The sequence below is a fragment of the Mesorhizobium sp. M1A.F.Ca.IN.022.07.1.1 genome (assembly GCF_003997575.1).
Taxonomy (GTDB): Bacteria; Pseudomonadota; Alphaproteobacteria; order Rhizobiales; family Rhizobiaceae; genus Mesorhizobium.
Genome location: NZ_RZST01000091.1, coordinates 1 through 17731, shown reverse-complemented (window position 1 = coordinate 17731; position 17731 = coordinate 1). Strand labels below are relative to the sequence as shown.

29 protein-coding genes and 1 pseudogene are annotated in these 17731 nt (G+C 63.4%); 27 read left to right on the top strand and 3 right to left on the bottom strand.

The window, feature by feature from the left end; all coding sequences use genetic code 11:
* Both EOA75_RS13095 and EOA75_RS13090 read left to right on the top strand, forming a co-directional pair.
* Window positions 1-1150, top strand: a pseudogene (locus EOA75_RS13095) (DNA-directed RNA polymerase subunit beta'); the annotation flags it as partial.
* A 76-nt stretch (window positions 1151-1226) separates the two neighbouring features.
* Window positions 1227-1892: an O-methyltransferase gene (locus EOA75_RS13090; RefSeq protein ID WP_127324389.1), complete on the top strand. Its 666-nt coding sequence runs from the start codon at window positions 1227-1229 to the stop codon at window positions 1890-1892.
* A gap of 25 nt (window positions 1893-1917) precedes the next feature.
* Here EOA75_RS13090 and EOA75_RS13085 read toward each other — a convergent pair whose 3' ends face one another.
* The 3 genes from EOA75_RS13085 to EOA75_RS34005 all read right to left on the bottom strand — a co-directional run bounded on the left by EOA75_RS13085 (window position 1918) and on the right by EOA75_RS34005 (window position 3553).
* The gene (locus EOA75_RS13085) at window positions 1918-2847 is read right to left on the bottom strand and encodes a Gfo/Idh/MocA family oxidoreductase (RefSeq protein ID WP_127324388.1); all 930 of its coding nucleotides are present in this window, start codon (window positions 2845-2847) and stop codon (window positions 1918-1920) included.
* Between the two features lie 98 nt (window positions 2848-2945).
* Entirely contained in the window at window positions 2946-3227 is a 282-nt protein-coding gene (locus EOA75_RS13080; RefSeq protein WP_127324387.1) for a transcriptional regulator, read from the bottom strand.
* An 86-nt stretch (window positions 3228-3313) separates the two neighbouring features.
* Window positions 3314-3553, bottom strand: coding sequence for a hypothetical protein (locus EOA75_RS34005; RefSeq protein ID WP_164747370.1), 240 nt, complete (start codon window positions 3551-3553; stop codon window positions 3314-3316).
* 138 nt (window positions 3554-3691) lie between these two features.
* Here EOA75_RS34005 and rpsL point away from each other — a divergent pair, with 138 nt between their 5' ends.
* The 25 genes from rpsL to rplO form a co-directional block, all read left to right on the top strand.
* Window positions 3692-4063 carry a 30S ribosomal protein S12 gene (gene rpsL / locus EOA75_RS13070; RefSeq protein WP_006202128.1) on the top strand — a complete coding sequence of 124 codons (372 nt, stop codon included), beginning with the start codon at window positions 3692-3694 and terminating at the stop codon, window positions 4061-4063.
* 62 nt (window positions 4064-4125) lie between these two features.
* The gene (gene rpsG, locus EOA75_RS13065; protein WP_041003106.1) at window positions 4126-4596 is read left to right on the top strand and encodes a 30S ribosomal protein S7; all 471 of its coding nucleotides are present in this window, start codon (window positions 4126-4128) and stop codon (window positions 4594-4596) included.
* Window positions 4597-4625: 29 nt separating this feature from the next.
* Window positions 4626-6716 carry an elongation factor G gene (gene fusA, locus EOA75_RS13060; protein WP_067321482.1) on the top strand — a complete coding sequence of 697 codons (2091 nt, stop codon included), beginning with the start codon at window positions 4626-4628 and terminating at the stop codon, window positions 6714-6716.
* A 100-nt stretch (window positions 6717-6816) separates the two neighbouring features.
* A complete protein-coding gene (tuf, locus tag EOA75_RS13055; RefSeq protein ID WP_066989565.1) occupies window positions 6817-7992 on the top strand; it encodes an elongation factor Tu in 1176 nt (391 codons plus the stop codon).
* 66 nt (window positions 7993-8058) lie between these two features.
* The gene (gene rpsJ, locus EOA75_RS13050) at window positions 8059-8367 is read left to right on the top strand and encodes a 30S ribosomal protein S10 (RefSeq protein ID WP_006205468.1); all 309 of its coding nucleotides are present in this window, start codon (window positions 8059-8061) and stop codon (window positions 8365-8367) included.
* 94 nt (window positions 8368-8461) lie between these two features.
* The gene (rplC, locus tag EOA75_RS13045; protein ID WP_067321479.1) at window positions 8462-9178 is read left to right on the top strand and encodes a 50S ribosomal protein L3; all 717 of its coding nucleotides are present in this window, start codon (window positions 8462-8464) and stop codon (window positions 9176-9178) included.
* Window positions 9178-9798 (top strand): 50S ribosomal protein L4, encoded by a 621-nt coding sequence (gene rplD / locus EOA75_RS13040; protein WP_066989592.1) that lies wholly within the window; start codon window positions 9178-9180, stop codon window positions 9796-9798. The genes rplC and rplD overlap by 1 nt, the downstream gene beginning before the upstream one ends.
* Complete coding sequence (locus EOA75_RS13035) at window positions 9795-10088, top strand: 50S ribosomal protein L23 (RefSeq protein ID WP_040983033.1); 294 nt, start codon at window positions 9795-9797, stop codon at window positions 10086-10088. Before rplD ends, EOA75_RS13035 begins: the two co-directional genes overlap by 4 nt.
* Window positions 10089-10110: 22 nt before the next feature.
* Window positions 10111-10944 (top strand): 50S ribosomal protein L2, encoded by an 834-nt coding sequence (gene rplB / locus EOA75_RS13030; RefSeq protein ID WP_040970375.1) that lies wholly within the window; start codon window positions 10111-10113, stop codon window positions 10942-10944.
* A gap of 16 nt (window positions 10945-10960) precedes the next feature.
* Window positions 10961-11239, top strand: a complete 279-nt coding sequence (gene rpsS / locus EOA75_RS13025) for a 30S ribosomal protein S19 (protein ID WP_006205463.1) — start codon at window positions 10961-10963, stop codon at window positions 11237-11239.
* A gap of 2 nt (window positions 11240-11241) precedes the next feature.
* Window positions 11242-11631, top strand: coding sequence for a 50S ribosomal protein L22 (gene rplV / locus EOA75_RS13020; RefSeq protein WP_066989594.1), 390 nt, complete (start codon window positions 11242-11244; stop codon window positions 11629-11631).
* Entirely contained in the window at window positions 11631-12353 is a 723-nt protein-coding gene (gene rpsC / locus EOA75_RS13015) for a 30S ribosomal protein S3 (protein WP_066989596.1), read from the top strand. Before rplV ends, rpsC begins: the two co-directional genes overlap by 1 nt.
* 27 nt (window positions 12354-12380) lie before the next feature.
* Window positions 12381-12794 carry a 50S ribosomal protein L16 gene (gene rplP, locus EOA75_RS13010; protein ID WP_027170364.1) on the top strand — a complete coding sequence of 138 codons (414 nt, stop codon included), beginning with the start codon at window positions 12381-12383 and terminating at the stop codon, window positions 12792-12794.
* Window positions 12795-12806: 12 nt separating this feature from the next.
* Complete coding sequence (rpmC, locus tag EOA75_RS13005) at window positions 12807-13007, top strand: 50S ribosomal protein L29 (protein WP_040970379.1); 201 nt, start codon at window positions 12807-12809, stop codon at window positions 13005-13007.
* A gap of 11 nt (window positions 13008-13018) precedes the next feature.
* Window positions 13019-13258: a 30S ribosomal protein S17 gene (gene rpsQ / locus EOA75_RS13000; RefSeq protein ID WP_040970380.1), complete on the top strand. Its 240-nt coding sequence runs from the start codon at window positions 13019-13021 to the stop codon at window positions 13256-13258.
* Window positions 13259-13339: 81 nt separating this feature from the next.
* A complete protein-coding gene (rplN, locus tag EOA75_RS12995; protein ID WP_006205457.1) occupies window positions 13340-13708 on the top strand; it encodes a 50S ribosomal protein L14 in 369 nt (122 codons plus the stop codon).
* A 12-nt stretch (window positions 13709-13720) separates the two neighbouring features.
* Window positions 13721-14035 (top strand): 50S ribosomal protein L24, encoded by a 315-nt coding sequence (gene rplX, locus EOA75_RS12990; RefSeq protein ID WP_059188493.1) that lies wholly within the window; start codon window positions 13721-13723, stop codon window positions 14033-14035.
* Window positions 14028-14606, top strand: a complete 579-nt coding sequence (rplE, locus tag EOA75_RS12985) for a 50S ribosomal protein L5 (RefSeq protein WP_127324385.1) — start codon at window positions 14028-14030, stop codon at window positions 14604-14606. Before rplX ends, rplE begins: the two co-directional genes overlap by 8 nt.
* Window positions 14607-14632: 26 nt before the next feature.
* Entirely contained in the window at window positions 14633-14938 is a 306-nt protein-coding gene (gene rpsN / locus EOA75_RS12980; protein WP_059188495.1) for a 30S ribosomal protein S14, read from the top strand.
* A 12-nt stretch (window positions 14939-14950) separates the two neighbouring features.
* Complete coding sequence (rpsH, locus tag EOA75_RS12975; protein ID WP_066989600.1) at window positions 14951-15349, top strand: 30S ribosomal protein S8; 399 nt, start codon at window positions 14951-14953, stop codon at window positions 15347-15349.
* A 113-nt stretch (window positions 15350-15462) separates the two neighbouring features.
* The gene (rplF, locus tag EOA75_RS12970) at window positions 15463-15996 is read left to right on the top strand and encodes a 50S ribosomal protein L6 (RefSeq protein WP_067321468.1); all 534 of its coding nucleotides are present in this window, start codon (window positions 15463-15465) and stop codon (window positions 15994-15996) included.
* Between the two features lie 88 nt (window positions 15997-16084).
* Window positions 16085-16447: a 50S ribosomal protein L18 gene (gene rplR, locus EOA75_RS12965; RefSeq protein ID WP_066989604.1), complete on the top strand. Its 363-nt coding sequence runs from the start codon at window positions 16085-16087 to the stop codon at window positions 16445-16447.
* Between the two features lie 127 nt (window positions 16448-16574).
* Window positions 16575-17144, top strand: a complete 570-nt coding sequence (gene rpsE / locus EOA75_RS12960) for a 30S ribosomal protein S5 (RefSeq protein ID WP_027046810.1) — start codon at window positions 16575-16577, stop codon at window positions 17142-17144.
* 25 nt (window positions 17145-17169) lie between these two features.
* A complete protein-coding gene (gene rpmD / locus EOA75_RS12955) occupies window positions 17170-17367 on the top strand; it encodes a 50S ribosomal protein L30 (RefSeq protein ID WP_127216491.1) in 198 nt (65 codons plus the stop codon).
* 23 nt (window positions 17368-17390) lie between these two features.
* The coding region (rplO, locus tag EOA75_RS12950) for a 50S ribosomal protein L15 (RefSeq protein WP_127324384.1) at window positions 17391-17731 on the top strand (341 nt) is incomplete at its 3' end.

Here is a 17731-nt window from a genome sequence, read left to right as displayed (position 1 = left end):
TCCTTACACCCGCCCGATCCTCACCGAAATCGAGGGCAAGGTGGCGTTCGAGGATCTGGTCGACGGCATCTCCGTTCAGGAGACGGCCGACGAGTCGACCGGCATCACCAAGCGTGAGGTCATCGACTGGCGTTCGACGCCGCGCGGCAGCGACCTGAAGCCGGCGATTGTCGTGCAGGACGCCAAGGGCAAGGTGGGCAAGCTGTCGAAGGGCGGCGATGCACGCTTCCTGCTCTCGGTCGAGGCCATTCTCTCGGTCGAGCCGGGCGCGCATGTCCGTCCGGGCGACGTGCTTGCGCGTATCCCGATGGAAAGCGCCAAGACCAAGGACATCACCGGCGGTCTGCCGCGGGTGGCCGAACTGTTCGAGGCTCGCCGTCCGAAGGATCACGCCATCATCGCCGAGATCGATGGCACGGTCCGCTTCGGCCGCGACTACAAGAACAAGCGCCGCATCATCATCGAGCCGCACGACTCGACGCTGGAGCCGGTCGAGTACCTGATCCCGAAGGGCAAGCCGTTCCATCTGCAGGACGGCGACGTCATCGAGAAGGGCGACTACATCCTCGACGGCAACCCGGCGCCGCACGACATCCTGGCGATCAAGGGCGTGGAGGCGCTTGCGTCCTACCTCGTCAACGAGATCCAGGAGGTCTACCGCCTGCAGGGCGTGTCGATCAACGACAAGCACATTGAGGTGATCGTTCGCCAGATGCTGCAGAAGGTCGAGATCACCACGCAGGGCGACTCGACCTACATTCCGGGCGACCACGTCGACGTGATCGAGCTGGAAGAGGTCAACGAGCGGTTGATCGAGGACGGCAAGAAGCCGGCCGAAGGTCAGCCGGTGCTGCTCGGCATCACCAAAGCCTCACTGCAGACGCCGTCCTTCATCTCGGCCGCATCCTTCCAGGAGACGACGAGGGTGCTGACGGAAGCCGCGGTCGCCGGTAAGACCGACATGCTGCAGGGTCTGAAGGAGAACGTCATCGTCGGCCGCTTGATCCCGGCCGGTACGGGCGGCACGATGAGCCAAATAAGGCGCATCGCCACCTCGCGCGACGAGCTCATCATCGACGAGCGCCGCAAGGCCTCCGGTGTCGAGGTCGCCGAGCCGATGCTGACCAACATGGTCAACGCCGCGCAGTAAGCGCGGATGCAATGAGAGAAAGAAAAGGGGCCCGCGTGGCCCCTTTTTTCATTCGGGTTATGAACGAGGGAAAACCATGAGCGCCAGGACCTGGACAGCTGTCGACGACTACATCGTCTCCTCACTTTTCGATGCGGATCCCGCGCTAGACGCCGTGCTTGCGGCCAACCGCGAGCAGGGCCTGCCGGCGATCGACGTCTCGGCCGCACAGGGCAAATTGCTTTCGCTTCTGGTGCGGATTCGCGGCGCAAGGAAGGTGCTCGAGATCGGCACGCTCGGTGGTTACTCGACCATCTGGATGGCAAGGGGCCTGCCTGCCGATGGCAGAGTAGTGACGCTGGAGCTTGAGCCGCACCATGCCAAGGTCGCGCGCTCGAACTTCGAGCGGACAGGGGTTTCCGACAAGGTGGATCTGCGGCTCGGGCCAGCTCTTCAATCGCTAGCAGCCTTGGTCAGCGAAAATGCCGGTCCGTTCGACCTGATCTTCATCGACGCCGACAAGCCGAACAACCCGAATTATCTCAGCTGGGCCATGCGGCTGTCGCGCTCCGGAACGGTCATCGTTTGCGACAACGTCATCCGCGACGGCGCCGTGCTGAAGGATGACGGCCGCGACGAAAACGTCGTCGGCGCCCGCGCGGCGTTCTCCTTCATCGGCGGCGAGAAGCGGCTTGACGGCACCGCCATCCAGACCGTCGGCGCCAAGGGCTATGACGGATTTGCGATTGCGATCGTGGACTGACGCCGGCGCTGCACGGGGCTTGCTGTTAATCGAAGAAAGGCTCGACCACATTGCGCTTGCCGAGCATGAAGGCGTCGGCGACGTGCTGGAGCGGGGCCAGGTCGACGTCGCAGATGCCGGCGCGGACAATCTCGGCGAAACGCTTGTAGAGCATCGGATATTCGGCTTCCGGCTCGTCATGGATGATCTTGCCGTCGACGGCGAGCTTTGCGCCGCCGCCCGAAAGCACCATCTTGCCCTTGTCGGTCTCGGCCAGGATGTCCCAGCTCTGCGGACCGCTCTGCAGCCAGTCGAGCTCCATTGTCACCGGGAGCCCGTTCGAGGTGCGGAAGGTGACATGCGCCGCGACCGGCGAGGCGCGGTTCTCGGGGAAGTCGAGCACGGCCGAGGTGATGAACATCGGCGGCAGGATGTGGGTGGCGATCGATAGCGCGTTGATGCCGGGATCGAACACGCCGAAACCGCCCGGCGCCCAGATCCATTCCTGGTTCGGGTGCCAGCGGCGCACGTCTTCCTTCCAGTTGATCGCCGCCGAGTCGATTCTGGCCGAAGCCAGGAAGGCGCGCGCGGCCTCGACCGCCGGCGCGTAGCGCGAATGCCAGCTGGCGAAAAGCGAAACGCCTTTCTTCGCGGCAATCGCCTTCAGGTGCTCGACCTCGCTGACGGTGGCGCCCGGCGGCTTCTCCATGAAGACGTGCTTTCCGGCCTCGAGCGCGGTGCGCGCGGCGTCATAGCGGAACTGCGGCGGCATGCAGAGCGAGACGGCTTCCAGGCCCGGCTCGGCCTCGAGCATCGCCTCGATCGTCGGATAGTTCGGGATGCCGTCCACCTTGCCATGGCGGCTGGCGGCGGCCGCAAGCCGATAACTGCTGTCCTTGGCCAGTGCCGGAAGATGCTGGTCGCGGACGATCTTTCCCACGCCGACGATACCAATCCTGATGGGGTTGCTGGTCATTGGGACTCCGAGGGATGGAAGAAGTAGGTGTTCTTAGGCAGGACAACGGTGCCCGGCAAGCCTGGAACGTAACGGATCGCGAGATTGCGATTTCGGGATCAGCTCGGCGCGTCGAAGGTAACGATCGAGACTTCGCCCTCCAGTGCGCCCTGATAGGCGGACAGATGCGGCTCTTCGTCGGGGGTGCCTTCCATGTCGCCGATCTGGTCGAGCTCGGCTTCGGCGAATCCTTCGGCGGCGAGCGATTCGAGCGCGCGGCGCACGGCAGAATCATCGTCGGGCGCGACCAGCATCACATGCACGCCTTCCGGCTTGCCGCCCTTTCGCCGCCACACCCGGCCGGTGATGATGGTGACCGGGCGCTCCTCGTTGTCGTTCACGGGCTGATTCCTCCGGAAGCGTGGAGTTTTGCCATTCATACCGCCTTACTTGCACGAAGCCGGCCGAGATGACAGGCGAAAGCCGGTCACTTTCTTTCCTTGCTCTTGAAAAAAGACGCAAGAAAATTACATGCTTTTTCCGCATGGCTGCCAAGCTCCGGATCGGGCGCAATATTTGCCGTTCCGGGGTTGACGGATAGGGGGCTTGCGAGTAGAAGCCGCCACGTCAGAACCGATGTGAGACTTGCTTTTCCGAGGCGACGCGCCTTGGAGTTTGCCTCAAACAGGGTTCGTTTTACGAGCGAAAAGACATCTCCGGCGCGCATGAAGCGGCTTCCGCTTCCTCTGCAATTTGTTCGGGCAGGACCGCGAGGCGCGGTGTGTTGCCCGAATTCGCGTATGGACATGACGCTTTGAGCGGCCCTGACAGGGCAAGACACGGAATTGAGAGACAAGAGGGTTTAATGCCTACCGTCAACCAGCTGATCCGCAAGCCGCGCCTGGCGCCGGTGAAGCGCAACAAGGTCCCGGCCATGCAGCAGAACCCGCAGAAGCGGGGCGTCTGCACGCGCGTCTACACGACGACGCCGAAGAAGCCGAACTCGGCGCTGCGCAAGGTGGCCAAGATCCGTCTGACCAATGGTTTCGAAGTGATCGGCTACATCCCGGGCGAAGGCCATAACCTTCAGGAGCACTCGGTGGTCATGATCCGCGGCGGCCGCGTCAAGGATCTGCCGGGCGTCCGCTATCACATCATCCGCGGCGTGCTCGACACGCAGGGTGTGAAGAACCGCAAGCAGCGCCGTTCGAAATACGGTGCCAAGCGTCCGAAGTAAGGGTTTCCGGCTTCGGCGCTTTTTTTGACTGCGCCGTGCCACGAGATTGAGAGACAAGAGCCATGTCCCGTCGTCACAGTGCAGAAAAGCGTGAGATCAATCCGGACCCCAAGTTCGGCGATCTGGTCGTCACCAAGTTCATGAACGCCGTCATGTATGACGGCAAGAAGTCGGTTGCCGAGACCATCGTCTACGGCGCGCTGGACCAGGTCCAGGCCAAGACCAAGCAGGAGCCGGTCGCTGTCTTCCACCAGGCGCTCGACAATGTCGCGCCGCATGTGGAAGTGCGTTCGCGTCGCGTCGGCGGCGCCACCTACCAGGTTCCGGTGGATGTGCGCCCCGAGCGCCGCCAGGCGCTGGCCATCCGCTGGCTGATTGCCGCCGCACGTAACCGCAACGAGACCACGATGGTCGACCGCCTCTCGGGCGAGCTGATGGACGCGGCCAACAACCGCGGCACGGCCGTCAAGAAGCGTGAAGACACCCACAAGATGGCGGAAGCCAACCGCGCCTTCGCGCACTACCGCTGGTAAAGCGCGAACGAGACTGAGAGGCACCTCCCATGGCCCGCGAATACAAAATCGAAGACTACCGCAATTTCGGTATCATGGCGCATATCGACGCCGGCAAGACGACGACGACCGAGCGCGTCCTGTACTACACGGGCAAGTCGCACAAGATCGGCGAAGTCCATGACGGCGCTGCCACCATGGACTGGATGGAGCAGGAGCAGGAACGCGGCATCACCATCACCTCTGCCGCGACCACGACCTTCTGGAAGGGTCGTGACGGCAAGATGCGCCGCTTCAACATCATCGACACTCCCGGACACGTCGACTTCACCATCGAGGTCGAGCGTTCGCTGCGCGTGCTCGACGGCGCCATCGCGCTGCTCGATGCCAACGCCGGCGTCGAGCCGCAGACCGAGACCGTGTGGCGCCAGGCCGACAAGTACCACGTGCCGCGAATGATCTTCTGCAACAAGATGGACAAGATCGGCGCCGACTTCTACCGCTCGGTGGAAATGATCGGTTCGCGCCTCGGCGCGCAGGCCGTCGTCATGCAGCTGCCGATCGGCGCCGAGACCGAGTTCAAGGGCGTCGTCGACCTCGTCGAAATGAACGCGCTTGTCTGGCGCGACGAGACGCTGGGCGCTGCCTGGGACGTCGTCGAAATCCCGGCCGACCTCAAGGACAAGGCCGCTCAGTATCGCGAGAAGATGATCGAGGCCGCCGTCGAGATGGACGAGACCGCGCTCGAGAATTACCTCGAAGGCAACATGCCGTCGAACGACGAGATCCGCGCGCTGATCCGCAAGGGCACGATCGCGGTCAAGTTCTTCCCCATGTTCTGCGGCTCGGCCTTCAAGAACAAGGGCGTACAGCCGCTGCTGGACGCCGTGGTCGAATACCTGCCGTCGCCGATCGACGTGCCGGCCATCAAGGGTGTCGACGCCAAGACCGACGCCGAGATCGAGCGTCATGCCGACGACAACGAGCCGCTGTCGATGCTGGCGTTCAAGATCATGAACGACCCGTTCGTCGGCTCGCTGACCTTCGCTCGCATCTATTCGGGCAAGCTCACCAAGGGCACCTCGCTCGACAACACCGTGAAGGGCAAGAAGGAGCGCATCGGCCGCATGCTGCAGATGCATGCGAATTCGCGCGCCGATATCGAGGAAGCCTATGCCGGCGACATCGTCGCGCTGGCCGGCCTCAAGGACACGACGACCGGCGACACGCTCTGCGATCCGCTGCATCCGGTCATCCTCGAGCGCATGGAATTCCCCGATCCGGTGATCCAGATCGCCATCGAGCCGAAGACCAAGAACGATCAGGAAAAGATGGGCCTCGCGCTGCATCGCCTGGCGGCCGAGGATCCGTCCTTCCGCGTCAAGACCGACGAGGAAAGCGGTCAGACCATCATCGCCGGCATGGGCGAGCTGCATCTCGACATCATCGTCGACCGCATGCGCCGCGAGTTCAAGGTGGAAGCCAATGTCGGCGCTCCGCAGGTGGCCTATCGCGAGACGATCACCCGCACCCACGAGCAGGACTACACGCACAAGAAGCAGACGGGCGGCACCGGCCAGTTCGCTCGCGTCAAGATCGTGTTCGAGCCGAACACCGAGAGCGAAGAGTTCCTGTTCGAGTCCAAGATCGTCGGCGGCGCGGTGCCGAAGGAATACATCCCCGGCGTCGAGAAGGGCATCCAGAGCGTCATGGGTTCCGGCCCGTTTGCCGGCTTCCCGATGATCGGCGTCAAGGCGACGCTGATCGACGGCGCCTTCCACGACGTCGACTCCTCGGTGCTGGCGTTCGAAATTGCCTCCCGCGCCTGCTTCAAGGAAGCCGCACCCCGGCTTGGTGTGCAGCTCCTGGAGCCGATCATGAAGGTCGAGGTCGTGACGCCGGAAGACTATGTCGGCGGCGTTATCGGCGACCTCAACGGCCGTCGCGGCCAGATCCAGGGCCAGGAAGCGCGCGGCGTGGCCGTCGTCATCAACGCGATGGTGCCTTTGGCCAACATGTTCAAGTACGTCGACAATCTGCGTTCGATGTCGCAGGGCCGCGCCCAGTACACGATGCAGTTCGACCACTATGAGCCGGTCCCTACGGCGGTGGCCCAGGAAGTCCAGAAAAAGTACGCGTGAGAATGCCTGTGCCACCGGAACCGCGGCTCTTACGCGTTTCCGGTTCGGCTGGAGCGAATATCAATTTCCCCGAGCGGGATGAGTAAGACGGAGAAATACAGTGGCAAAAGGTAAATTCGAGCGCACCAAGCCGCATGTGAACATTGGCACGATCGGCCACGTCGATCATGGCAAGACGTCGCTGACGGCGGCGATCACGAAGTATTTTGGCGAATACAAGCGCTATGACCAGATCGACGCGGCGCCGGAAGAGAAGGCGCGCGGCATCACCATCTCGACAGCGCATGTCGAGTATGAGACGGCCAACCGTCACTACGCCCATGTCGACTGCCCCGGCCATGCCGACTATGTCAAGAACATGATCACCGGCGCCGCCCAGATGGACGGCGCGATCCTGGTGGTTTCGGCCGCCGACGGCCCGATGCCGCAGACCCGCGAGCACATCCTGCTTGCCCGCCAGGTCGGCGTGCCCTCGATCGTGGTGTTCCTGAACAAGGTCGACCAGGTCGACGACGCCGAGCTGCTCGAGCTGGTCGAGCTCGAGGTTCGCGAGCTGTTGACCAAGAACGAGTTCCCCGGCGACGACATTCCGATCGTCAAGGGTTCGGCGCTGGCAGCACTTGAGGATTCGAACAAGACCATCGGCGAGGACGCCATCCGCGAGCTGATGGCGCAGGTCGACGCCTATATCCCGACGCCGGTCCGTCCGCTGGACAAGCCGTTCCTGATGCCGATCGAGGACGTGTTCTCGATCTCGGGCCGCGGCACGGTCGTGACCGGCCGCGTCGAGCGCGGCGTGGTCAAGGTCGGCGAGGAATTGGAGATCGTCGGCATCCGTCCGACGGCCAAGACCACCTGCACGGGCGTCGAGATGTTCCGCAAGCTGCTCGACCAGGGCCAGGCCGGCGACAACATCGGCGCGCTGTTGCGCGGCATCGACCGCGAGGGTGTCGAGCGCGGCCAGGTTCTGGCCAAGCCGGGTTCGGTGAAGCCGCACAAGAAGTTCGTGGCCGAAGCCTACATCCTGACCAAGGACGAGGGCGGCCGTCACACGCCGTTCTTCACCAACTACCGTCCGCAGTTCTACTTCCGCACCACCGACGTGACGGGCATCGTGACGCTGCCGGCCGGCACCGAGATGGTGATGCCCGGCGACAACATCACCGTCGACGTCGAGCTGATCGTGCCGATCGCGATGGAAGAGAAGCTGCGCTTCGCCATCCGTGAAGGCGGCCGCACCGTCGGTGCCGGCATCGTCGTCACCATCAAAGAATAATTGGACGAAACGGATCTGTCGCGGGCGCGGGGCTGCCCGCGCCGCGCCAGAACAAGGAATTGACGCATGAACGGACAGAATATCCGCATCCGCCTTAAGGCGTTTGACCACCGGGTGCTCGACGCCTCGACGCGCGAAATCGTGTCGACCGCCAAGCGTACCGGCGCCAACGTCCGCGGCCCCATTCCGCTGCCGACGCGGATCGAAAAGTTCACGGTCAACCGGTCGCCTCACGTCGACAAGAAGAGCCGCGAGCAGTTCGAGATGCGCACCCACAAGCGGCTGCTCGACATCGTCGATCCGACCCCGCAGACGGTCGATGCTCTGATGAAGCTCGATCTGGCCGCCGGTGTCGACGTCGAGATCAAGCTCTAAGGAACAAGAGGGCGGGGCGACCCGGAACTCTGAAGGAAGCAAGAGGCGTGGAGGGGCGTCAGCCCCGACAGGGAACTCTAAAGGAATTGAACCGATGCGTTCAGGTGTGATTGCAAAGAAGGTGGGAATGACCCGCATCTATAACGATGCCGGGGAACACGTTCCCGTCACCGTTCTCCAGATGGAGAACTGCCAGGTCGTGGCGCAGCGCACGCAGGAGAAGAACGGCTACACCGCCGTCCAGCTCGGCGTTGGCCTTGCCAAGGTGAAGAACACGTCGAAGGCGATGCGCGGCCATTTCGCTGCCGCCTCCGTCGAGCCAAAGGCGAAGCTCGCCGAGTTCCGCGTCTCCGCCGACAACATGATCGACGTCGGCGCCGAGCTCACCGTCGAGCACTTCGTCGCCGGCCAGAAGGTCGACGTGACGGGCACCTCGACCGGCAAGGGTTTCCAGGGCGTGATCAAGCGGCACAACATGGGTGGCGGCCGCGCCACGCACGGTAACTCGGTCTCGCACCGCACGCACGGCTCGACCGGTCAGCGCCAGGACCCCGGCAAGGTGTTCAAGGGCAAGAAGATGGCCGGCCACATGGGCGACGTCCGCGTCACCACCCAGAATGTCGAGGTCGTCTCGACCGATGCCGACCGCGGCCTGATCCTGATCCGCGGCGCCGTCCCGGGAGTGAAGGGCGCCTGGATCCTGGTCCGTGACGCGGCCAAGGTTGCGCTGCCGGCCAACGCGCCGAAGCCAGCCGCGATCCGTGCCGCTGCCGCCAAGAACGATGCCCCGGCCAATGAGGGAGCGGAATAATGGACCTCAAGATCACAACCCTCGGCGGCAAGGACGCTGGCAAGGTAAAGCTCTCCGAGGAGATCTTCGGCCTTGACCCGCGTGAGGACATCCTGCAGCGCGTGGTGCGCTGGCAGCTGGCCAAGAAGCAGCAGGGCACGCACAAGGCCAAGGGCCGCGCCGAGATCGCGCGCACCGGCGCCAAGATGTACAAGCAGAAGGGTACGGGCCGCGCCCGTCACCATTCGGCTCGCGCTCCGCAGTTCCGCGGCGGTGGCAAGGCGCACGGCCCGGTCGTGCGCAGCCATGAGCACGAGCTGCCGAAGAAGGTGCGCGCGCTGGGCTTGAAGCACGCTCTCTCGGCCAAGGCCAAGAGCGCTTCGCTGATCATCGTTGACGAGCTGAAGCTCGCCGAAGCCAAGACCAAGGCGCTGGTGGCGAGCCTCGAGACGCTCGGGCTCACCAATGCCCTGGTGATTGGCGGCGCCGAGCTTGACCAGAACTTCAAGCTGGCGGCGACCAATATTCCCAACATCGACGTGCTGCCGATCCAGGGCATCAACGTCTACGACATTCTGCGCCGCGGCACGCTGGTCCTTTCGAAGGCCGCCGTCGAGGCTCTCGAGGAGCGCTTCAAATGACCGACCTCCGTCACTACGACGTGATCGTCTCGCCGGCGATCACCGAAAAGTCGACCATGGCTTCCGAGCAGAACCAGGTCGTCTTCAATGTCGCCAAGAAGGCGTCGAAGCCGGAAATCAAGGCTGCCGTGGAAGCTCTCTTCGGCGTCAAGGTTACGGCCGTGAACACGCTCGTCCGCAAGGGCAAGATCAAGCGCTTCCGCGGCACGGTTGGCCGCCAGGGCGACGTCAAGAAGGCGGTTGTGACGCTGGCCGACGGCCAGTCGATCGACGTCGCGACGGGTCTCTGAGCAAGGCCGCGAGGACAGGACAATGGCACTCAAGAAATTCAACCCGGTAACGCCGAGCACCCGTCAGCTGGTCATCGTCGACCGCTCGGGCCTCTACAAGGGCAAGCCCGTCAAGGGCCTGACCGAAGGCCTGACCAAGTCGGGCGGCCGCAATAATTACGGCCGCATCACGGCCCGCTTCATCGGCGGCGGTCACAAGCGTTCGTACCGCATCATCGACTTCAAGCGTAAGAAGTACGACGTCGTCGGCACGGTCGAGCGCATCGAATACGATCCGAACCGCACCGCCTTCATCGCGCTGATCAAGTATGACGACGGCGAGCTGTCCTACATCCTGGCGCCGCAGCGTCTGGCTGCCGGCGACAAGATCGTGGCCGGCGAAGCGGTCGACGTGAAGCCGGGCAACGCGATGCCGCTGGCCTCGATGCCGGTCGGCACGATCGTCCACAATATTGAGCTGAAGCCGGGCAAGGGCGGCCAGGTCGCCCGTTCGGCCGGCGGCTACGCCCAGCTCGTCGGCCGCGACCAGGGCATGGCGATCCTGCGCCTCAACTCGGGCGAGCAGCGCGTCGTGCACGGCTCGTGCATGGCCACCGTCGGCGCCGTGTCGAACCCCGATCACGGCAACATCAACGACGGCAAGGCCGGCCGCACGGTGTGGCGTGGCAAGCGCCCGCACAATCGCGGCGTGGCCATGAACCCGGTCGATCATCCGCACGGTGGTGGCGAAGGCCGCACCTCGGGTGGCCGTCACCCGGTTTCGCCCTGGGGCAAGCCGACCAAGGGCAAGAAGACGCGGTCCAACAAGGCGACCGACAAGTTCATCGTGCGCTCGCGCCATCAGCGCAAGAGCTAAGAAGAGGTAACGCCAAGTGACTCGTTCGATTTGGAAAGGCCCCTTCATCGACGGCTACCTTCTCAAGAAGGTGGACAAGGTTCGTGAAGGCGGTCGCAATGAGGTGATCAAGATGTGGAGCCGTCGCTCCACCATCCTGCCGCAGTTCGTCGGCTTCACCTTCGGTGTCTACAACGGCCAGAAGCACGTTCCCGTCTCCGTGAACGAGGACATGGTCGGCCACAAGTTCGGTGAATTCGCTCCGACCCGGACCTACTACGGTCATGGCGCGGATAAGAAGGCGAAGAGGAAATAATCATGGGCAAGGCCAAAGCTCCGCGCAGGCTTGCTGACAACGAGGCGCGCGCCGTTCTGCGCACCATCCGTATCAGCCCGCAGAAGCTGAACCTGGTTGCCGCGCTGATCCGCGGCAAGAAGGTCGCGACAGCGCTTTCCGACCTCGAATTCTCGGCCAAGCGGATTTCCGGCACGGTCAAGAAGACCCTGGAGTCGGCGATCGCCAACGCGGAAAACAACCACGACCTCGATGTCGACGCACTGATCGTATCGGAAGCCTATGTCGGCAAGTCGATCGTCATGAAGCGTTTCCACGCGCGTGGCCGTGGTCGCGCCAGCCGTATCGAAAAGCCGTTCTCGCACCTCACGATCGTCGTTCGTGAAGTCGAGGAAAAAGGGGAGGCCGCATAATGGGCCAGAAAGTCAATCCGATCGGGCTGCGTCTCGGCATCAACCGCACCTGGGATTCGCGCTGGTTCGCGAACACCGGCGAATACGGTCAGCTGCTGCATGAAGACATCAAGATCCGTAAGTATCTTGAGAAGGAACTCAAGCAGGCCGCGATCTCCAAGGTCGTGATCGAGCGTCCGCACAAGAAGTGCCGCGTCACCATCCATGCCGCGCGTCCGGGCCTGATCATCGGCAAGAAGGGCGCCGACATCGAGAAGCTCCGCAGGAAGCTGATGGAGATGACGAAGTCCGAGACGCACCTCAACATCGTTGAAGTGCGCAAGCCGGAAATCGACGCCACGCTGATCGCCCAGTCGATCGCCCAGCAGCTCGAACGCCGCATCGCGTTCCGTCGCGCCATGAAGCGCGCCGTTCAGTCGGCCATGCGTCTTGGTGCCGAAGGCATCCGCATCAACTGCTCCGGCCGTCTCGGCGGCGCCGAAATCGCGCGCATGGAGTGGTACCGCGAAGGCCGCGTGCCGCTGCATACGCTGCGCGCCGATGTCGACTACGGCACGGCCGAGGCGAACACGGCGTATGGCATCTGCGGCGTCAAGGTGTGGGTGTTCAAGGGCGAGATCCTCGAGCACGACCCGATGGCGTCGGAGCGTCGCGCCACGGAAGGCGATCACGGCGGTCAGACCGGCGAGCGTGAGCGCGGTCGCCGTCGCGAGAACGCCTGAGAAATTTGAGAATTTGGAGTTAGAACGATGCTGCAGCCAAAGCGCACAAAGTTCCGCAAGCAGTTCAAGGGCCGTATCCACGGTACCGCCAAGGGCGGCACCAATCTGGATTTCGGCGGTTTCGGGCTGAAGGCGCTTGAGCCGAACCGCGTCACCGCGCGCGAGATCGAGGCGGCCCGCCGCGCGATCACCCGCGAGATGAAGCGCGCCGGCCGCGTCTGGATCCGGGTGTTCCCGGATCTGCCGGTCACCTCGAAGCCGACCGAAGTGCGCATGGGTAAGGGCAAGGGCGCCGTCGACTACTGGGCGGCGCGCGTCAAGCCTGGCCGCATCATGTTCGAGATCGACGGCGTCAGCGAAGAAACCGCGCGTGAGGCGCTGCGTCTCGGCGCCGCCAAGCTCTCGGTCAAGACGCGCTTCGTGCAGCGCATCGCAGAATAAGGACAGGCGATCATGAAAGCCGAAGATATCCGGACCAAGACCCAGGATCAGCTGGCCGACGACCTGGCCGCCCTCAAGAAGGAGCAGTTCAATCTGCGCTTCCAGAAGGCCACCGGCCAGCTCGAGAAGACCGCACGCGTGAAGCAGGTCCGCAGGGACATCGCGCGCATCAAGACCATCGCCGCGGAAAAAGCCGCGGCCAAGAAGGCTTAAGGACGAGAACCATGCCAAAGCGCATCCTGCAGGGCACCGTGGTCAGCGACAAGAACGAGAAGACGGTCGTCGTCAAGGTCGAGCGGCGCTTCACGCATCCCGTGATGAAGAAGACCGTGCGCCTGACCAAGAAGTACAAGGCGCATGACGAGAACAACGCCCACAAGGTCGGCGACCAGGTGTTCATCCAGGAATCGAAGCCGATCTCCAAGGACAAGCGCTGGGTCGTCATCACCGCGGATCAGGCTTGATCCGGGCGAACGAAACGAATTTTGGACAGACCGGGGAGGGGTGAAAGCCCGTCCCGTTAGAAAAGAAGAAGGCGGCCAGTCATGATTCAGATGCAAACAAACCTCGACGTCGCGGACAATTCCGGCGCCCGTCGTGTCATGTGCATCAAGGTGCTGGGCGGTTCGAAGCGGAAGTATGCCTCCGTCGGCGACATCATCGTGGTGTCGATCAAGGAAGCCATCCCGCGCGGCCGCGTTAAGAAGGGCGATGTGATGAAGGCGGTCGTGGTTCGCACGGCCAAGGACATCCGCCGTCCGGACGGCAGCGTGATCCGTTTCGACAAGAACGCGGCCGTTCTCGTCGACAACAAGAAAGAGCCGATCGGCACACGTATCTTCGGGCCGGTTCCGCGCGAGCTTCGCGCCAAGAACCACATGAAGATCATCTCGCTCGCGCCTGAAGTGCTGTAAGGAGCCGGACCCATGCAAAAGATCAGAAAAGGCGACAAGGTCGTCGTGCTTGCCGGCAAGGACAAGGGCCGTTCGGGCGAAGTCCTGTCGGTGCAGCCGAAGGAAGACACCGCGCTGGTCCGCGGCGTGAACCTCATTCGCCGTCACCAGAAGCAGACCCAGTCCCAAGAGGGCGGGATCATCACCAAGGAAGCGCCGATCCACCTGTCGAACATCGCGCTAGCCGACCCTAAGGACGGCAAGCCGACCCGCGTCGGCTTCGCCATCCAGAAGGACGGCAAGAAGGTGCGCGTCGCCAAGCGTTCGGGAGAAGTCATCAATGGCTAAGGCTGAAACCAAGCAGGTAGCTGCCAAGAACGAGCCGCGCCTCAAGAAGGTCTATCAGGAGACCATCCGCAAGGCGCTGCAGGAGCAGTTCGGCTACGACAACGAGATGCAGGTTCCGCGCATCGACAAGATCGTGCTGAACATGGGTGTCGGCGAAGCGACCGGCGATTCCAAGAAGCCCTCGGTCGCGGCCGAGGACCTCGCGCTGATCGCCGGCCAGAAGGCTGTCGTCACCCGCGCCCGCAACTCGATCGCGGGCTTCAAGGTGCGCGAGAACATGCCGATCGGCGCCAAGGTCACGCTGCGCAAGGAACGCATGTACGAGTTCCTCGACCGCCTCGTGAACATCGCGCTGCCGCGCGTTCGCGACTTCCGCGGACTGAACCCGAAGAGCTTTGACGGCCGTGGCAACTACGCCATGGGCATCAAGGAGCACATCGTGTTCCCGGAGATCAACTACGACAAGGTTGATCAGGTCTGGGGCATGGACGTCATCGTTTGTACGACGGCGAAGACGGATGACGAGGCCAGAGCGCTGCTCAAGGCCTTCAACTTCCCCTTCCGCCAGTAACGGCAGCGAAAAAGGAAAAATCTGAAATGGCAAAGACCAGCTCAGTCGAGAAGAACAACCGGCGCCGCAAGCTTGCCGGTCAGTACGCCGCCAAGCGCAAGGCGCTCAAGGACATCGTCATGGACCAGTCCAAGCCGATGGAAGAGCGTTTCCGCGCCCAGTTGAAGCTTTCGGCGCTGCCGCGCAACTCGGCCAAGATCCGCATCCGCAACCGCTGCGAAGTGACGGGGCGTCCGCGCGCCTACTATCGCAAGCTCAAGCTTTCGCGTATCGCGCTTCGCGATCTGGGCAACAACGGCCAGATCCCGGGCCTGGTCAAGTCGAGCTGGTAAGGAGACACTGAGATGTCATTGAGCGATCCTCTCGGCGATATGCTGACCCGCATCCGCAACGCCTATGGCCGCAAGAAGTCGAGCGTCTCGACCCCGGCCTCGCGTCTGCGCGCCCGCGTCCTCGAAGTGCTGAAGTCGGAAGGCTATATTCGCGACTACAGCCAGACTGACTTCGAGAACGGCAAGTCGGAAATCGAGATCGAGCTGAAGTATTTCGACGGCGCTCCGGTCGTGCGCGAAATCGAGCGCGTCTCGAAGCCCGGCCGCCGCGTCTATGTCTCGGCCAAGTCGATCCCGCATGTCGCCAACGGCCTCGGCATCGCCATCCTTTCGACGCCGAAGGGCGTCATGGCCGATCACGAAGCGCGCGAGCAGAATGTCGGCGGCGAGATCCTCTGCCAGATTTTCTAAGGGTGAATGGTCAATGGTGAATAGTGAATGGTGAGGCTGCACGGGACTTTGACCGCGCCGTTCGCCATTCCACCATTCACCATTCACAGCAGTAAAGGAAAGAGGAGACAACAATGTCTCGTATCGGAAAGAAACCCGTTTCGCTGCCGCAGGGCGTCTCCGCGACCGTCAACGGCCAGACCGTGACGGCGAAGGGCCCCAAGGGCGAGCTGAAGTTCGTGGTCAACGACGAAGTGCTGGTCAAGATGGAAGGCGCCGAGATTTCGGTCGAGCCGCGCGACCAGACCAAGACCGCCCGCGCCAAGTGGGGCATGTCGCGCACGCAGATCGTCAACATCCTGCAGGGCGTCAAGGACGGCTTCGAGAAGAAGCTCGAGATCACCGGCGTCGGCTATCGCGCCGCCATGCAGGGCAAGAACCTGCAGCTGGCGCTCGGCTTCAGCCACGACGTGGTCTATGAGACGCCGCAGGGCATCACGATCTCCGTGCCGAAGCCGACCGAAATCACGGTCTCCGGCATCGACAAGCAGCAGGTCGGCCAGGTCGCGGCCGAGATCCGCGAGTATCGCGGTCCCGAACCCTACAAGGGCAAGGGCGTGCGCTATGCCGACGAGCGGATTGTCCGCAAGGAAGGCAAGAAGAAGTAAGACTTTTAATCGCCGCGGGGCGCGACCGCGGGAGGCTTGGCCTACCGCACACGGTTGCCCCCGTTTTCTGAAGGCAAGGAACAGAATCATGGCTAGCCCCAAAGAAACCACCCAGCGCCGCGCGCAGCGCGTGCGCCGCCAGCTCAAGAAGGTCGCCGGCGAGCGGCCGCGGCTTTCGGTGCATCGCACCTCGAAGCACATCTACGTCCAGGTCATCGACGACGCCAAGGGCCACACGCTGGCCGCCGCCTCGACCCTGGAGAAGGAGCTGAAGGGCTCGCTCAAGACCGGCGCCGACAGCGCCGCTGCTGCCGCGGTCGGCAAGCTGATCGCCGAGCGCGCGTCGAAGGCCGGCGTCAAGGAAGTCGTCTTCGATCGTGGCCCGTACATCTATCACGGCCGCGTCAAGGCGCTGGCCGAGGCTGCCCGCGAAGGCGGTCTGAGCTTCTAATGCATGATCCCGAAAAGTTGCAGACTTTTCGGACAGGATCATGCAAAGGAGAAATTCACCGCCGGTGGTCGATAGAGGCGCCGGCAAACAGCAACCCGTGCTTCCGGAAAAGAACAAGGACTAGGATATGGCACAGGAACGTAGGGAAGGCGGCCGCGGCCGCGAGCGTGAACGCGAAGAGCGCGACGACGGCATGGTGGACAAGCTTGTCCACATCAACCGCGTCGCCAAGGTGGTGAAGGGCGGCCGTCGCTTCGGCTTTGCCGCGCTCGTCGTCGTGGGCGATCAGAAGGGCCGCGTCGGCTTTGGCCACGGCAAGGCGCGCGAAGTGCCGGAGGCGATCCGCAAGGCGACCGAATCGGCCAAGCGCGACATGATCTTCGTGCCGCTGCGTTCGGGCCGCACGCTGCATCACGACGTCGAGGGCCGCTGGGGCGCCGGACGCGTTCTGCTGCGCGCCGCCAAGCAGGGTACCGGCATCATCGCTGGCGGCCCGATGCGCGCCGTCTTCGAGACACTCGGCATGCACGACGTGGTCGCCAAGTCGATGGGTTCGTCGAACCCATACAACATGGTTCGCGCCACCTTCGACGCGCTGAAGAGCCAGATGCATCCGAAGGATGTGGCCGCTGCGCGCGGCATCAAGTACTCGACCCTTCAGGCCCGCCGCGGCACCGCCGTCGCGGCCGAAGAATAGTCGACGCTGACCAGGGATTTCGACCATGGCCAAGAAAGCTACCAAGACCATCACCATCGAGCAGATCGGTTCGCCGATCCGCCGGCCGAAGGAGCAGCGCGCGACGCTGGTCGGCCTCGGCCTCAACAAGATGCACAAGCGGCGTACGCTGGAAGACACCCCTTCGGTGCGCGGCATGATCGCCGCCGTCCAGCACCTCGTCCGCGTTGTGGACGAGGCCTGAACGGAAGCGCGGGAGACAGAAACATGAAACTCAACGATCTGCGTGACAAGGACGGCGCCACGCACTCCAGGAAGCGCCTCGGTCGCGGCATCGGCTCCGGCTCTGGCAAGACCGCCGGTCGCGGCGTCAAGGGCCAGAAGGCACGCTCGGGCGTTGCCATCAACGGCTTCGAGGGCGGCCAGATGCCGCTTTACCGGCGCCTGCCGAAGCGCGGCTTCAACAACCTGTTCGCCAAGAGCTTCACCGTCGTGTCGCTTGCTCGCATCCAGGCTGCCGTCGATGCCAAGAAGCTCGACGCGAAGGAGACCGTGACGGCTGAGACCCTGATCGCTGCCGGCGTCATCCGCCGCGCCAAGGACGGCGT

What these genes read in the sequence shown, in the direction of transcription:
- rpmC (WP_040970379.1), top strand. Translation starts at nt 12,807, where the DNA reads ATGAAAGCCGAAGATATCCGGACCAAGACCCAGGATCAGCTGGCCGAC.
- rpsQ (WP_040970380.1), top strand. Translation starts at nt 13,019, where the DNA reads ATGCCAAAGCGCATCCTGCAGGGCACCGTGGTCAGCGACAAGAACGAG.
- rpsE (WP_027046810.1), top strand. Translation starts at nt 16,575, where the DNA reads ATGGCACAGGAACGTAGGGAAGGCGGCCGCGGCCGCGAGCGTGAACGC.
- rplF (WP_067321468.1), top strand. Translation starts at nt 15,463, where the DNA reads ATGTCTCGTATCGGAAAGAAACCCGTTTCGCTGCCGCAGGGCGTCTCC.
- rplR (WP_066989604.1), top strand. Translation starts at nt 16,085, where the DNA reads ATGGCTAGCCCCAAAGAAACCACCCAGCGCCGCGCGCAGCGCGTGCGC.
- rpsL (WP_006202128.1), top strand. Translation starts at nt 3,692, where the DNA reads ATGCCTACCGTCAACCAGCTGATCCGCAAGCCGCGCCTGGCGCCGGTG.
- rpsC (WP_066989596.1), top strand. Translation starts at nt 11,631, where the DNA reads ATGGGCCAGAAAGTCAATCCGATCGGGCTGCGTCTCGGCATCAACCGC.
- rplX (WP_059188493.1), top strand. Translation starts at nt 13,721, where the DNA reads ATGCAAAAGATCAGAAAAGGCGACAAGGTCGTCGTGCTTGCCGGCAAG.
- rpmD (WP_127216491.1), top strand. Translation starts at nt 17,170, where the DNA reads ATGGCCAAGAAAGCTACCAAGACCATCACCATCGAGCAGATCGGTTCG.
- rplB (WP_040970375.1), top strand. Translation starts at nt 10,111, where the DNA reads ATGGCACTCAAGAAATTCAACCCGGTAACGCCGAGCACCCGTCAGCTG.
- rpsG (WP_041003106.1), top strand. Translation starts at nt 4,126, where the DNA reads ATGTCCCGTCGTCACAGTGCAGAAAAGCGTGAGATCAATCCGGACCCC.
- rplV (WP_066989594.1), top strand. Translation starts at nt 11,242, where the DNA reads ATGGGCAAGGCCAAAGCTCCGCGCAGGCTTGCTGACAACGAGGCGCGC.
- rpsJ (WP_006205468.1), top strand. Translation starts at nt 8,059, where the DNA reads ATGAACGGACAGAATATCCGCATCCGCCTTAAGGCGTTTGACCACCGG.
- rplD (WP_066989592.1), top strand. Translation starts at nt 9,178, where the DNA reads ATGGACCTCAAGATCACAACCCTCGGCGGCAAGGACGCTGGCAAGGTA.
- EOA75_RS34005 (WP_164747370.1), bottom strand. Translation starts at nt 3,553, where the DNA reads ATGCGCGCCGGAGATGTCTTTTCGCTCGTAAAACGAACCCTGTTTGAG.
- rplC (WP_067321479.1), top strand. Translation starts at nt 8,462, where the DNA reads ATGCGTTCAGGTGTGATTGCAAAGAAGGTGGGAATGACCCGCATCTAT.
- EOA75_RS13090 (WP_127324389.1), top strand. Translation starts at nt 1,227, where the DNA reads ATGAGCGCCAGGACCTGGACAGCTGTCGACGACTACATCGTCTCCTCA.
- EOA75_RS13085 (WP_127324388.1), bottom strand. Translation starts at nt 2,847, where the DNA reads ATGACCAGCAACCCCATCAGGATTGGTATCGTCGGCGTGGGAAAGATC.
- EOA75_RS13035 (WP_040983033.1), top strand. Translation starts at nt 9,795, where the DNA reads ATGACCGACCTCCGTCACTACGACGTGATCGTCTCGCCGGCGATCACC.
- rplN (WP_006205457.1), top strand. Translation starts at nt 13,340, where the DNA reads ATGATTCAGATGCAAACAAACCTCGACGTCGCGGACAATTCCGGCGCC.
- rplP (WP_027170364.1), top strand. Translation starts at nt 12,381, where the DNA reads ATGCTGCAGCCAAAGCGCACAAAGTTCCGCAAGCAGTTCAAGGGCCGT.
- rpsH (WP_066989600.1), top strand. Translation starts at nt 14,951, where the DNA reads ATGTCATTGAGCGATCCTCTCGGCGATATGCTGACCCGCATCCGCAAC.
- rplE (WP_127324385.1), top strand. Translation starts at nt 14,028, where the DNA reads ATGGCTAAGGCTGAAACCAAGCAGGTAGCTGCCAAGAACGAGCCGCGC.
- fusA (WP_067321482.1), top strand. Translation starts at nt 4,626, where the DNA reads ATGGCCCGCGAATACAAAATCGAAGACTACCGCAATTTCGGTATCATG.
- rpsN (WP_059188495.1), top strand. Translation starts at nt 14,633, where the DNA reads ATGGCAAAGACCAGCTCAGTCGAGAAGAACAACCGGCGCCGCAAGCTT.